The sequence below is a fragment of the Neisseria sp. P0008.S002 genome (assembly GCF_051962805.1).
Taxonomy (GTDB): domain Bacteria; phylum Pseudomonadota; class Gammaproteobacteria; order Burkholderiales; family Neisseriaceae; genus Neisseria; species Neisseria perflava.
In genome coordinates this window covers 216750-230274 of the sequence record NZ_JBQCUY010000002.1, presented here as the reverse complement: position 1 = coordinate 230274, position 13525 = coordinate 216750, and the positions used below count along the sequence as shown (strand labels likewise).

Annotated in this window: 12 protein-coding genes; 8 read left to right on the top strand and 4 right to left on the bottom strand. The window is 48.9% G+C overall.

The window, feature by feature from the left end; genetic code table 11:
- Nucleotides 1–22 precede the first annotated feature (22 nt).
- From ACTHSA_RS03000 to ubiT, 4 genes are all read left to right on the top strand, one after another.
- Entirely contained in the window at nt 23–643 is a 621-nt protein-coding gene (locus ACTHSA_RS03000; protein ID WP_070625133.1) for a DUF2238 domain-containing protein, read from the top strand.
- A gap of 335 nt (nt 644–978) precedes the next feature.
- Nucleotides 979–1986: a ubiquinone anaerobic biosynthesis protein UbiU gene (ubiU, locus tag ACTHSA_RS02995; protein WP_070625134.1), complete on the top strand. Its 1008-nt coding sequence runs from the start codon at nt 979–981 to the stop codon at nt 1984–1986.
- A gap of 10 nt (nt 1987–1996) precedes the next feature.
- The gene (locus ACTHSA_RS02990) at nt 1997–2914 is read left to right on the top strand and encodes a U32 family peptidase (protein ID WP_004519591.1); all 918 of its coding nucleotides are present in this window, start codon (nt 1997–1999) and stop codon (nt 2912–2914) included.
- Nucleotides 2901–3347, top strand: coding sequence for a ubiquinone anaerobic biosynthesis accessory factor UbiT (gene ubiT, locus ACTHSA_RS02985; RefSeq protein ID WP_004519590.1), 447 nt, complete (start codon nt 2901–2903; stop codon nt 3345–3347). Before ACTHSA_RS02990 ends, ubiT begins: the two co-directional genes overlap by 14 nt.
- Before the next feature lie 150 nt (nt 3348–3497).
- On the opposite strand, the gene ccoP is transcribed toward ubiT, so the two are convergent.
- From ccoP to ccoN, 4 genes are read right to left on the bottom strand one after another with little or no spacing between them, the layout of a single operon-like run.
- On the bottom strand, nt 3498–4844 hold the full coding sequence (ccoP, locus tag ACTHSA_RS02980) for a cytochrome-c oxidase, cbb3-type subunit III (protein WP_004519589.1): 1347 nt from the start codon (nt 4842–4844) through the stop codon (nt 3498–3500).
- On the bottom strand, nt 4844–5041 hold the full coding sequence (locus ACTHSA_RS02975) for a cbb3-type cytochrome oxidase subunit 3 (RefSeq protein ID WP_003748776.1): 198 nt from the start codon (nt 5039–5041) through the stop codon (nt 4844–4846). Before ACTHSA_RS02975 ends, ccoP begins: the two co-directional genes overlap by 1 nt.
- 4 nt (nt 5042–5045) lie before the next feature.
- The gene (ccoO, locus tag ACTHSA_RS02970; protein ID WP_003748778.1) at nt 5046–5657 is read right to left on the bottom strand and encodes a cytochrome-c oxidase, cbb3-type subunit II; all 612 of its coding nucleotides are present in this window, start codon (nt 5655–5657) and stop codon (nt 5046–5048) included.
- A gap of 24 nt (nt 5658–5681) precedes the next feature.
- Nucleotides 5682–7115 carry a cytochrome-c oxidase, cbb3-type subunit I gene (gene ccoN / locus ACTHSA_RS02965; protein WP_003748780.1) on the bottom strand — a complete coding sequence of 478 codons (1434 nt, stop codon included), beginning with the start codon at nt 7113–7115 and terminating at the stop codon, nt 5682–5684.
- A gap of 332 nt (nt 7116–7447) precedes the next feature.
- Here ccoN and ACTHSA_RS02960 point away from each other — a divergent pair, with 332 nt between their 5' ends.
- The 4 genes from ACTHSA_RS02960 to glnD all read left to right on the top strand — a co-directional run bounded on the left by ACTHSA_RS02960 (nt 7448) and on the right by glnD (nt 13017).
- On the top strand, nt 7448–9199 hold the full coding sequence (locus ACTHSA_RS02960) for a M61 family metallopeptidase (RefSeq protein WP_049336034.1): 1752 nt from the start codon (nt 7448–7450) through the stop codon (nt 9197–9199).
- Between the two features lie 78 nt (nt 9200–9277).
- A complete protein-coding gene (locus ACTHSA_RS02955; RefSeq protein WP_049336036.1) occupies nt 9278–9718 on the top strand; it encodes a TIGR01244 family sulfur transferase in 441 nt (146 codons plus the stop codon).
- Between the two features lie 424 nt (nt 9719–10142).
- Complete coding sequence (locus ACTHSA_RS02950) at nt 10143–10439, top strand: helix-turn-helix domain-containing protein (protein WP_004519584.1); 297 nt, start codon at nt 10143–10145, stop codon at nt 10437–10439.
- Nucleotides 10440–10458: 19 nt separating this feature from the next.
- Complete coding sequence (glnD, locus tag ACTHSA_RS02945; protein ID WP_070695437.1) at nt 10459–13017, top strand: [protein-PII] uridylyltransferase; 2559 nt, start codon at nt 10459–10461, stop codon at nt 13015–13017.
- Nucleotides 13018–13525 lie beyond the last annotated feature (508 nt).

Here is a 13525-nt window from a genome sequence, read left to right as displayed (position 1 = left end):
ATTATTACTACATACACACAACATGAATAAACCCTCTCCAATCTTTCCCATTTTTCTTGCTACGATTATCTTCGCCCTCATTGTTTGGTCAGGCATTAATCCTCATGACCGCGCGGTCTGGTACGCCGAAATCACCCCCGTAGCATCCGTATTCTTCCTTCTGGTTGCCACCTACCGCATTTTCCGCTTCAGCAACTTGGCCTACTTATTCATGAGCTTCTGGCTGATCATGCATTCCATCGGTGCATACTACACTTTTGCCGATGTGCCATTTGAATCCATCAACCGCTTTGTCGAACCAATTTTGGGCGAAAACCGCAATCATTACGACCGTATTGCCCATTACATCATCGGCTTTTATGCCTACCCGATGGCTGAGTGGCTGCTGCGCCGCAAGCTGTGCAACCTGCCGTTGGCCTTATTTTTCTCCCTGTTCTTCATTATGAGCGTGGCTGCCGCCTATGAAATCATCGAATGGCAATATGCCGTCATCGACGGCGGAGAGGCCGGACTAGAATTCTTGGGTTCCCAAGGCGATATTTGGGACGCGCAAAAAGACATGCTTGCCGATACTTTGGGTGCGTTAACTTCCCTGTTTATTTTTGTGTTTACCCGACCCGATAAACGCTTGGGTTTCTCTTAAATATATCCCTTTAAAGCAGAAGGCCGTCTGAAACCAGATTTTCAGACGGCCTTTTTTTCATTTTTCAATCGCCATTATTGTAAAAATTAATAAATGCGATAGTTAAAAACATAAGCCGATTTTGAAACAAAATTCGTCATCAAAATTTTTAAGCACATGAAATATATAAAAAACAACGTCTGTTAAGATTTTGTAAACAATATGCCTACGTCAATCTGAATTTTTCGATTTGATTTAAATCAGCATATCTTGTGTCATTAATCCATAAAATATCCGGAATTCTACAAAATATTGATTAATCCGATAGAGGTTATCATCAAGACGAGGAACACAAAATGCAGAGAATTCCAGAATTGGTCTGCCCCGCCGGCAACCTGCCTGCACTGAAAACCGCTGTGGACAACGGTGCGGACACGGTTTACATGGGTTTGAAAGATGCGACCAATGCACGAAACTTTCCGGGACTGAATTTCGATATGAAATCGGCACGGGAAGGCGTTGCTTACGCCCATGCGCGCGGGCGCAATGTACTGATGGCTATCAATACATTCGCACAAGCTGGCCAAGTGGAGCGTTGGCACGCCGCTGTGGATACGGCGGCGGATTTGGGTGCCGATGCGATTATTGTTGCCGACCCCGCCATCATGGCGTATGCGGCAGACAAACATCCGAATTTACGCCTGCATATGTCGGTACAAGGTTCGGCCACCAATTACGAAGCCATCAATATGATGAAAGAGCTGTTCGGCATCCGTCGTGCCGTTTTGCCGCGCGTGCTGACCATCGATCAGGTCAAACATGTGATTGACAATACTGATGTGGAAATTGAAGTCTTTGGTTTCGGCAGTTTGTGTGTGATGGTGGAAGGCCGTTGCATCTTGTCGAGCTATGCAACAGGCGAATCGCCCAATATGCAAGGTGTCTGCTCTCCGGCAAAATCCGTCCGCTGGGAACAACTGCCCGACCGCATGAACGTACGTCTAAACCAGGTATTGATAGACCAATACAAACCCAATGAACCGGCAGGTTATCCAACCTTGTGCAAAGGCCGCTTTGAAGTCAATGATGAAACTTACTATGCTTTGGAAGAACCGACCAGCCTGAATGTTTTGGAAATGTTGCCCGAACTCATCAAAATCGGTGTGTCCGCCATCAAAATCGAGGGACGCCAACGCAGTCCGATGTATACGGCGCAAGTAACCAAATCCCTGCGCCAAGCACTGGATGCAGCTGCAGCCGATCCATCGCGTTTCAAAGTCAATCCGTCCTGGAACAATGCCTTGAGCAAAGTTTCGGAAGGTCATCAGACAACTTTGGGCGCATACAACCGCCCATGGAAATAAGGGGAAAAAAATGAATTCATTGAAATTGTCGCTGGGCCCTATTTTATTTTTCTGGCAAAAAGAAGCCCTGCTGGAATTTTACGTTTCCATGCTGGATACGCCGTTGGATACGGTCTATTTGGGTGAGGTAGTCTGCTCACGCCGTCAGAAAATGCGCTTTGCCGACTGGTTCGGACTGGCTGAAGACTTGGCGGAAAGCGGTAAGGAGATTATTCTTTCTTCACAAGTCCTGCTCGAAAGCGAATCCGATCTGAAACGCTTGCGCAAAATCACGGAGCAGGGAAAGTTTAAAGTTGAAGCCAACGACATGGGGGCGGTCAAATTGGCACGCGAACACGGCATTCCTTTTGTTGCCGGTGCAAGCCTGAATATCTACAACGAAACTACTTTGGACGTATTCCGAAAATTAGGGGCATTCCGCTGGATTGCACCGTCCGAGCTAAGCCGCGATAAGGTTGCCGAAATCATCAAGGCTTCAGACGGCATTGAAACTGAACTCTTCGCTTGGGGTAAAATGCCGCTTGCCTATTCATCACGTTGCTTTACCGCCCGCCATTACAATCTGAATAAAGACAGTTGCGAGTTCCGCTGCCTCGATCATGAGCACGGTATGGCCATGAATACGCGAGAAGGCCAGCCGTTTCTCACCATCAACGGCATCCAAACCATGTCTTACGGCTGCCAAAACCTACTGCCCCACCATGAAGACTTGAATAAAATCGGCGTGAATATGCTCAGACTGTCGCCACAAATGCACAGCATGGCTGAAATTATCCAAATTCACCGCGATGTATTGGACGGAAAAGCCACATGGGAAGATGTCCACCCTGAGTTGGAACGATTGACTACCGGAACACTGGTTGACGGCTATTGGCGCGGTCAGCCCGGTATTGAAACCGTGAAGGAGGCATATTATGGCGCTGCCTGAAATCATATTACCCAAATGGATGACAAAAATCGGTACCAAACTTCCCGGCAAACCTCCACGCTTTGTTTTGGTCTCCGTATTGAATACCATGCTGAGAAAAGGTTTACTGCCTGCCGATATGGAACTTTTTGCCGGAAGAAAATTCGAAATCGAAGTTTTGGATGCCGGTATCAAAGTGCGGTTTAGTGCCAATACGGAAAAATTCCTGGACGACAACTTCAGTGGCGTCCCCGATCTGAGGCTGGCGGCCAACGGTATAGACTTCATGCGCATGATGATGCGCGAGGAAGATCCCGATACCTTATTTTTCAACCGTAAATTGCAAATCGAAGGCGATACGGAACTGGGGCTAATTACCAAAAACTTACTCGACAGTGTTGAGTGGCCTTTCAGCGAATGGTTCCTGAAACGCAGCACGTCCACTTTGGATTGATTAATTTTGGTTGAACCAAGAACAAAGGCCGTCTGAATGTTTCAGACGGCCTTATATATTTCACCTCTTTGATATGTCTTCTCTTATTGGTTTTATCAAATATAAAAAAGCGTACCTTGTTAGGTACGCTTTTTTCAATCCGACTCAAAATTAGAATTTTGCACCGGACTCATTTGCCATAAAGTCTACAGCCGCTTTAACCTCATCGTCACTCAAGCTGCTGTTGCCGCCTTTGGCAGGCATTGAATTAAAACCTTCAAGCGCGTGTTTGTGCAAAGTATCTTTACCTTGCTTAATTCGAGGAGCCCAGTCGTCTTTTTTACCGACAACAGGTGCGCCCGGAATCATACCGCCATGACATGTTTTACAGTTGGCTTCAAAAACAGCTTTGCCGTCTACCTTAACCGGAGCTGCTTCTGCTTTTTCAGCAGGTTTGGCTTCAGCAGCCGGAGCAGCTTTAGCATCTGAAGCAGCTTTATCGGCAGCAGGAGCAGAAGCAGCCGCCGGAGCAGAAACATCGGCAGGTTGAGCTACCGGAGCAGGCTCGGCTTTTTTAGCAGGAGCTTTTTTACCGTCTTTGTTGGACAAACCCCAAACATAAGCGGTCATGATGTGCAGCTTGTCTTTGTCAAGGAAGTGACCCCAAGCAGGCATTTGGCTGCTGCGGCCGTTGGTAATGGTTTCGGTAATCGCTTTTTGAGTACCGCCCCACAACCATACATCGTCGGTCAGATTCGGGCCGAGGCCTTGGATACCTTGACCTTTGTCGCCGTGACAAGTGAAACAGTTGGCAGGTGGGCCGCTAAACAGGGCTTTACCGCGTTCTGCACGTTCTTCGTCGTATTGACCTTTAGGTTTAGAAAGAGACATAACATACTGTGTTACGTTTTTCACTCCTTCTTCACCCAAAGCAGGCCCCCATGCCGGCATAGAGGCAGTACGGCCTTTTTCAATGGTTTCCTGAATTTTTTCAGGTTCGCCACCCCACAACCAGTCGTCGTCGGTCAAATTCGGGAAGCCTTTGGAGCCTTTGGCATCTGAGCCGTGACATTGGATACAGTAGGTATTGAAAAGGTTTTGTGCAATAGCACGGGCTTCAGGGTCTTTAGCCACTTTCTCAATCGGCATATTGGAAAATTTAGCATACACTTTACCGTATTGCTGATTGGCTTTGGCAACTTCTTCTTCATATTGACCATGGCTGCTCCAGCCCCACAGGCCTTTGTAATCGCCAATACCTGGATACATAATCAGGTAGCCGACGCCAAACAGCCATGTGCAGACATAAAGCCAAAACCACCAACGTGGCAGAGGGTTGTTGTACTCCGAAATGCCGTCCCACTCATGACCTGTGGTTTTTACTTCTTCGCCTTTTTTAGGGCGTTTCACAACGTTTTGCGAAAGCAGAAGCCAAGCCAGGCCGATGAAGCTGAGCACGACGATAACGGCAATATATATACTCCAGAAACTACTGGTAAATTGGGATGTTGTGTTCATTATTTTGCTCCGTGATCACGGACTGACTGAGCTTGATCGTCCTTTTCAGACGGCCTTTGTTCGTCATTATCGAAAATACTGCTGGCAGCATCGTCATAGTTTTTCTTATTGCGTCTATTGAACACAATATAGAGGACTAAAATAAAGCTGATAAATACCCAAACAGTAAAGAGCGAGCGAGCCCAGTTAGCGTCCATGATGTTACCTTACGTTTTTCAATGCCAAGCCCAAGCCTTGCAGATAGGCGATAACAGCGTCCAGCTCTGATTTGTTAGCCAGCATTTCAGGTGCTTTGGCAATTTCTTCATCGCTGTAAGGTGTACCCACTTTACGCAGGGCTTTCATATGCGCCACAGTTGCCTCGGCATCGACTTTATTGCGTGCGAGCCATGGGAATGCAGGCATATTGGACTCCGGCACAACGTCGCGCGGGTTCAGCAGGTGGATGCGGTGCCATTCATCGGAATAACGGCCGCCGACACGAGCCAAATCCGGACCGGTACGTTTAGAACCCCATTGGAACGGATGGTCATAAACAGACTCACCGGCAACGGAATAATGACCGTAACGTTCAGTTTCTGCACGGAATGGACGAATCATTTGAGAGTGGCAGTTGTAGCAGCCTTCGCGCACATAAATATCGCGACCGGCCACTTGCAGAGCGTTATATGGTTTCACGCCGGGCGCAGGTTCGGTAACTGCCTTGGTGAAGAACAGCGGAACAGCCTCAATCAGAAGGCCGACGCTGACTACAAGCAGGGTGAATACAATCAGTACACCGACTTTTTCTTCAGCTAATTGTTGTAATTTCATTTTGGTAGCCTATCTTTCTTGTCATTAGTGGTGTTGAGTTTGAGAAACCGCAGGAATCTCAGCATCAACTGCTTTACCACTGATAGCAGTACGGTAAACGTTATATGCCATGATGCACATACCGCTCAGGTACAGAAGACCGCCGGTGAAACGAATCATGTAGTAAGGCATGGTACGTTTTACGGATTCAACGAAGGAATAAGTCAGCGTGCCGTCGTCATTCAAAGAACCCCACATCAGACCTTGCATTACGCCGGCAATCCACATTGCAGCGATATACAGAACCACGCCGATGGTCGCGATCCAGAAATGCGCCTCAACCAATTTGGTGCTGTACATTTCATTTTTGCCGAACAAGCGGGGAATCATATAGTAAACGGAACCGATGGTTACAAAGCCCACCCAGCCCAATGCGCCGGCGTGAACGTGTGCAACAGTCCAGTCGGTGTAGTGGCTCAGAGCGTTAACGGTTTTGATAGACATCATCGGGCCTTCGAAGGTAGACATACCGTAGAAAGACAGAGAAACGATCAAGAATTTCAAAATCGGGTCGGTACGCAGTTTGTCCCATGCGCCGGACAGAGTCATGATACCGTTGATCATACCGCCCCAAGAAGGCGCAAACAGGATCAAAGACAATACCATACCCAAAGATTGAGTCCAGTCAGGCAATGCGGTGTAGTGCAAGTGGTGTGAACCAGCCCACATATAAGTGAAAATCAAAGCCCAGAAGTGAACGACGGACAAGCGGTAAGAGTAAATCGGACGGCCCGCTTGTTTAGGTACGAAATAGTACATCATACCCAAGAAGCCGGCTGTCAGGAAAAAGCCCACCGCATTGTGGCCATACCACCATTGAACCATCGCATCAATCGCACCTGCGTAAACCGGATAAGATTTCATCAAACCGGCAGGGATGCTGATATTGTTGACGATGTGCAACAGTGCAACGGCCAAGATAAAGCCGCCGTAGAACCAGTTGGCAACGTAAATATGTTTGATTTTACGTTTGGCAATCGTACCGAAGAATACGATAGCGTAGGCAACCCACACCAGCGTAATCAAAATGTCGATAGGCCATTCCAACTCGGCGTATTCTTTACCTTGGGTGTAACCCATAGGCAAGCTGATGGCAGCAGCCACGATAACGGCCTGCCAACCCCAGAAGGTAAATGCAGGCAGCCAACCGCCAAACAGACGGGTATTACATGTACGTTGAACAACGTAGTATGATGTACCGATCAAACCACAACCACCGAATGCAAAAATAACCGCATTGGTGTGCAGAGGACGCAGGCGGCCAAAGTGGAACCAAGGTCCGATATTGGATAAATCTAGGGCCGGAGCAAAAAGCTGGGCAGCGACGATAACGCCAACCAACATGCCCACAATACCCCAAACTACAGTCATGATGGCGAACTGGCGCACCACTTTGTAGTTATAAGTTTGTGTGTCCATGGAAGTCTCCATAAATTATGGGTATAAAAAATTTTTATCTCACCCCAGCCCCTGCATTTACGAAAAGCGCAATACGGCCAAGGCTCAAATTTTTCTAAATTTAACATAGACACCACAACATGCCAAGCAAAATTACATTCCATATTGCATAAAAACTTTAGTGAGACATAATCTCATTTCTTTTATAATCAATAAATTATTTAAACATGTTCAATAAATCGGACACAGCATTTTTTCAAGCCCCCTTTTTCGTACAGTTTTATTGATATAGATTAAGCCTACCCTTTAAAACCCCTTCCTCTTAATAAACTTTAGCAAATTAACCAATAGCCATGATTAATTACAAAATTACCCCCAACTTTCTGTCTCATGAATGGCACATCACCTTATCATTCACTCAAACTGATGATTCTGAAACAGAAATCAGCCTGCCAAACTGGGTTCCCGGCAGCTATCTCATCCGTGACTTTGCCCGCCACATCACACACATCAACGCGTGCTGCAACGGCAAAGCCCAGCCACTGACACAAACCAGCAAAAACTATTGGCAAACCCCTGCCCTCAATGGAGCGTGGGAAATTTACTACACCGTCTACGCATTCGACTTGTCTGTTCGCGGCTCATTCCTCAGTACCGAGCGCGGCTTTTTTGATGGCGCGTGCCTATTCTTAAAAGTGCACGGACAAGAGGAACAACCACACCAAGTCGAATTTCCTACCCTGCCACACACATGGCAGATAGCCACCACCCTACCCCAAATTTCGGCGACCACTTTTCAGACGGCCTCATATGCCGAGCTTATTGATCATCCTGTTGAAACAGGCATCATCGAATTCCTCGACTTTGAAGCACAAGGCATCCCCCACCGTATTGCATTAAGCGGCATCTATCCTGATTTCGACCGCACCCGCTTCCTCGCCGATATTCAAAAAATCTGCGAAACCGAGTTAGCGATGTTCCCCTCCCCTGCCCCGTTTTCCGAATACCTTTTCCTATTACATCTGGGCGACAACCTTTATGGCGGACTGGAACACATCAGCAGCACCGCCCTACTCGCCGACCGCCACAGTCTGCCATCTTACGATATGGGTGAAGCCGACAAAGCCTATACCGAACTGCTCGGCCTCTTCTCCCATGAATACTTCCACGCATGGAACGTCAAATCCATCAAACCGGCCGTATTCGCACCTTACAACCTCGACCAAGAAAACTATACCGAGCAACTTTGGGCATTCGAAGGCATTACTTCCTACTACGACGACCTCTTTCTAGCCCGAAGCAAAACCATCAGCCCCGAAGCCTACCTTACCCTGCTTGCACAAAGCATCACACGTGTACAGCAGACACAAGGCCGCCTGAAACAAACACTTGCCCAATCCAGTTTCAGCGCGTGGGACAAGTTCTACAAACAAGACGAAAACAGCCCAAACGCCATCGTCAGCTACTATCAAAAAGGCGCACTGGCCGCACTTTGCCTCGACCTTATCATCCGTGAAAAAAGCCAAGGCAAATACACCATCGACAGTGTGATGCAGCAACACTATCGCGACTGGTGCAACACCCATCAAGGCATACCCGAAAAACACTGGCAAATCCGTTGCCAAGAAATGACCAGTTTAGATTTAGAAACCTTCTTTCAGACGGCCTTATACAGCACCGAAGACCTTCCGCTCGCAGAATGCCTACAAAGCGTAGGTGTCAAACTCGACTTTATTCCCCTACCTCGCCAACATGGCGGAGCATTTGCAAGCGAACCCCAATCGGTTGCCCCCGCCAACGATTTGGGCGCACGTTTCAAACAAAGCAGCGATCATGCCGTCCTGACTCATGTATTTAATGGCGGCAGTGCAGAAAATGCCGGACTCTGCCCGCAAGACAAAATCATCGCCCTAGGCGGCTATGCCTGCAACGACCTTGCGGCACAGTGGAGCAAACTGCCTATCGGCACGCGCACCACCATCCATTTCTTCCGTCAAGGCCTATTGCGTGAAACCAGCATCACAGTTCAAGCGGCAGAAGCCAATACTGCCCTGCTGCACATTACCGATCGCCAAAAACTCGAAAACTGGTTGTACAATCATTAAATAAAACTTCAAACGGCCTGCCACTTCCTAGGCCGTCTGAAATCAACATATCCATTTAATATAAAGAAAGGAAAAACTATGCCCATCCGTAAACTGACCGACACCCTCTATATCGCCCCCCAACTGACCGAAGCAGATGTCCAAGAAGCCGTACGTCTCGGCATCAAAACCATCATCTGCAACCGCCCGGACGGTGAAGAAGAAAACCAACCGGCTTTTGCCGAAGTGCAAAACTGGTTTAAAGAGGCTGGCATCAACCAATTCTCATCCCAGCCCGTTGTCGCGCCTCAAATCAACGCAGCCGATGTCGCAGCCTTCCAAAATCTGTTGCAACAATCTCCGGCTCCTATTCTTGCTTTCTGCCGCACCGGTACTCGCTGCTCCCTGCTTTGGGGTTATCATCAAGTGCAACACGGCGCATCCGTAGCCGAAGTAGTTGCCGCAGCCGAACAGGCTGGCGTCAACCTCAGCAACTTTGAAACCCGCCTGCAAGAAGCCAAAGATAAAGGTTTGGCTTAATACTTTATTTATATATAAGTAGTAGCCTTCAAACCAATCAGGCCGTCTGAAACCGATTATTCAGACGGCCTGATTGCCTTAGCTTATTTTTAATTTATTTCCACTATCCTAAAAATATATTTTCTAAATCAAGCCCGAATTGACCTGTATCAATACCCTGACCCTATTTTCATTTATAATGCCTTTCAATGATTCAGGGCCAAGCCCGAATCCTCCAGTTTCCTCGATAAGAGCCAGCTCTCTTATTAAATGATTTTTCTTTCCTCTTGATGTGTGTGTGTTTGGGTGTGGCCGAAAGCCACCCCCTTTTTTTTTATACCTACCCCCTTTCAGGCCGTCTGAAAACTTTCAGACGGCCTTTCCTTTCCTCTCACAAAAATAGTATAAAATCCCCTTATCGTTCAAACCACAAACTCAAAACACCATGGTCAACAAACTCACTCCCCCTCCAAGCCTGCCCGATCCGCAAGACCTCCGCGCCATTATCGCTTACAACATGCGCCTCTACCGCGTTAATCACGGCTGGTCGCAAGAAGAACTGGCACGCCAATGCGGACTTGACCGCACCTACGTTTCCGCCGTCGAACGCAAACGCTGGAACATCGCCCTTTCCAACATCGAAAAAATCGCATCCGCGCTTAAAATCGCCCCTTACAAACTCCTCCTTCCGCCGCAAGAAATGCTCCGCCAAATGACCGAGCCTACCGATACCCAAGCCTAATTCACAGCCAGACACCATCATGCCCGCCGCCCAACAAGCCATCCAAATCTACCAGCAGCAAAAAGCCGCAGCAGAAACTGCCTACCGCCAAAACAACCGCCCTACCGCTTACTTCCGCGACCATATCGCCGCTGCTGAAACCCTACTGCAAACCCTCTGGCAAATCCACTTTCCCGACAGCAACGACATCAGTCTGATTGCCATCGGCGGCTTCGGACGTTGTGAACTCTACCCCCATTCTGACTGGGACTTAGCGATTATTTCCTCGGCCCCATTTTCAGACGGCCTGCAACAACAAACCGCCCAATTTATCCAAACCCTTTGGGACGCACGCCTCAATCCGGCCATCAAAAGCGGCAGCATAGAAGAAATCCTCCAAAGTACCCAAAACGACATTACCGGCGAAACCGCCTTTCTTGAAGCACGCCACCTACAAGGCGATGCCAAACTTACCGCCCAACTTCTAAACAAACTCAACACACGTCGCGACACAGCCGCCTTTATCGAAGCCAAACTCCTCGAAATGGAGCAACGCCATACAAAATCCCAAGGCACAGGCGCACAACTCGAACCCAACATCAAAACTTGCCCCGGCGGCCTGCGCGACATCCACACCCTTATCTGGACAGCCAAAGCACAAGGCATAGACAGCAACCCCACCGCCCTCGTTACCGCCGGTGTCCTCACACGCACCGAAGCCGGCATGCTGGCTCATGGCTACCGCCGCCTCGCCAACATCCGCATTCATCTCCACCTTACCGCCGACCGCCCCGAAGACAGGCTGCTTTTCGACTACCAGTCCCAAGTTGCCGAAAGCTTAGGCTATACCCAACCCGACATCCGCGGCAGAAGCGAAGCTCTGATGCACACCTTCTACCGCGCCACCAAAGCCATCAAACAACTCAACGGCATCCTCATTCCGGTTCTCAAAAACCATCAAACCTCCAGCCGCCCCCAACATATCCACCCCATCGACAGCCGCTACAAACGCATCGGCCACCAAATCGCCGCCAACGACCTTGCCCTGTTTGAACACAACCCCGAACACATCTTCACCATCATCCAAACCATGCAGGAGCAAAGCATCACCACCATCGAGCCGCAAACCCTGCGCGCATGGTGGGCGGCCACACGAAAAATCAACACCCGTTTCACCCAAAATCCAGAAAACCGCCGCCGCTTTATCCAATTCTTCAAACACGGTACCGGCCTCACCCAAACCCTCCGTTTTCTCAACCTCTACGGCGTACTTGGCCGCTATCTCCCCGCATGGGAGAAAATCACCGGCCTGCTCCAACACGACCTCTTCCATATTTACCCCGTAGACGACCACATCCTGACCGTCGTCCGCAATATGCGCCGTCTCGCCATCGAAACCCACAGCCACGAAATGCCCGAAGCCAGCGCCATCATGCAGGCCTATCCACGACCATATGTCCTCTACACCGCCGCCCTGCTGCACGACATCGCTAAAGGCCGTGGCGGCGATCACGCAAAAGAAGGCATCAAAGACGCACAACAATTCGCCGCCAACCACTACTACACCGAAGAAGAAAGCCACCTACTCGCATGGCTGGTTGAAAACCACCTGCTCATGTCCACCGTTGCCCAAAAAGAAGACATCCAAGATCCCCATGTCCTTCAAGCCTTCTGCCGCCGTATTCCCACACGCGAATACCTCGATGCACTCTACCTGCTTACCATTGCCGACATCCGCGGCACCAACCCCAAACTTTGGAACACATGGCGCGCCAGCCTGCTCCAAACTCTCTACCACAGCACCGCTGCCGTTTTAAACAGCAAAAACCACGATCCCGAACGCCTCCCCAACCGACGCGAACAAGCCTCGACCGACCAGCTCACGCGCGCAGCCGTTCCCCTCAAAAACCAACAAAAACTCCGCCGCATCCTCGGCAGCGCATACTACGTCCGCCATCAGACACGGGAAATCCTCTGGCACACCGCAAACCTCGCCTACGACACCCAAAGTCCTGCCGTCCGCAGCCGCATCCTTCCCCAAAGCAACAGCCTTCAAGTCATGGTGTTCATGCCCAATGGCGACCGCCTCTTCGCACGCCTCTGCCGCATCTTCAGCAGCCACCGCTTCGACATCCAAGCCGCCCGCGCCTTCATTACCGAACACGACTACATCCTCGACACCTTTATCCTGCAACTTCCCGACAATCTCCCGCCCGAAGAATATCCCGACCGCCAAAGCGCACTCGAAGCCGAACTCAACAGCTTCATCCACGGCAATACCACCGTCCAAAAACAAAGCGGCCGCCCACACATCAGCCGCCGCATCCGCCACATCCCCATTCCGCCTACCGTAATCATCACCCCCGAAGAAGATTATCCCGGCTGGCACACCATAGACATCACCGCCGTCAACCGCCCCCACCTCCTCGCCGACATCGCCGAGACCTTCTTCGCACACAACATCAGCCTGCGCTACGCCAAAATCACCACCTTGGATCAGCGCATTGAGGACAGCTTCATTACCTACAGCCCATCCCTGCAAGACCCGCAAACCCAAAACACCCTAAAACAAGCATTGATCGAAGTCTTGACCCCATAAAGGCCGTCTGAACATCTTAAAAACATAGGGTGAGCATTTTTTGCTCACCCTAATCACATCCAAATATATAAACATCCTAAATATACCCTTCTCAAACACTCAAGAAATCCAAAGCCTTAAAATTCAAAATCAGACCTTTACTATGACATAAAACTACATTCTAAAATCATAACCCATATGAATATAATTCCAACAACAAAATTTCATTCACCTATTACACCAAACCCTCTTTAAAAATCCTTCCTTCCAAATCTTTTCCCCATTCATATTCAAACAAAATACGCATACAAAATAAAACCTATAAAAAACAAAAAAATAAAATCACAAAATATTAAACTTACCGATTAATCCATAAAAATACCGCCCATCTAAATCAATTAACATATTATTAAATCAAACTAAATTCTGACAAAACGTCACACACCCAAACTTGTCTCCCTTCCCTGTCACAAAAAACACAAAACTGACAAAAAACGTCAACCACCCAATTTCCCTAAAATTCTGAAAC

What these genes read in the sequence shown, in the direction of transcription:
- ACTHSA_RS02955 (WP_049336036.1), top strand. Translation starts at nt 9,278, where the DNA reads ATGCCCATCCGTAAACTGACCGACACCCTCTATATCGCCCCCCAACTG.
- ubiT (WP_004519590.1), top strand. Translation starts at nt 2,901, where the DNA reads ATGGCGCTGCCTGAAATCATATTACCCAAATGGATGACAAAAATCGGT.
- ACTHSA_RS02990 (WP_004519591.1), top strand. Translation starts at nt 1,997, where the DNA reads ATGAATTCATTGAAATTGTCGCTGGGCCCTATTTTATTTTTCTGGCAA.
- glnD (WP_070695437.1), top strand. Translation starts at nt 10,459, where the DNA reads ATGCCCGCCGCCCAACAAGCCATCCAAATCTACCAGCAGCAAAAAGCC.
- ccoN (WP_003748780.1), bottom strand. Translation starts at nt 7,115, where the DNA reads ATGGACACACAAACTTATAACTACAAAGTGGTGCGCCAGTTCGCCATC.
- ccoP (WP_004519589.1), bottom strand. Translation starts at nt 4,844, where the DNA reads ATGAACACAACATCCCAATTTACCAGTAGTTTCTGGAGTATATATATT.
- ccoO (WP_003748778.1), bottom strand. Translation starts at nt 5,657, where the DNA reads ATGAAATTACAACAATTAGCTGAAGAAAAAGTCGGTGTACTGATTGTA.
- ACTHSA_RS02975 (WP_003748776.1), bottom strand. Translation starts at nt 5,041, where the DNA reads ATGGACGCTAACTGGGCTCGCTCGCTCTTTACTGTTTGGGTATTTATC.
- ACTHSA_RS02960 (WP_049336034.1), top strand. Translation starts at nt 7,448, where the DNA reads ATGATTAATTACAAAATTACCCCCAACTTTCTGTCTCATGAATGGCAC.
- ACTHSA_RS03000 (WP_070625133.1), top strand. Translation starts at nt 23, where the DNA reads ATGAATAAACCCTCTCCAATCTTTCCCATTTTTCTTGCTACGATTATC.
- ubiU (WP_070625134.1), top strand. Translation starts at nt 979, where the DNA reads ATGCAGAGAATTCCAGAATTGGTCTGCCCCGCCGGCAACCTGCCTGCA.
- ACTHSA_RS02950 (WP_004519584.1), top strand. Translation starts at nt 10,143, where the DNA reads ATGGTCAACAAACTCACTCCCCCTCCAAGCCTGCCCGATCCGCAAGAC.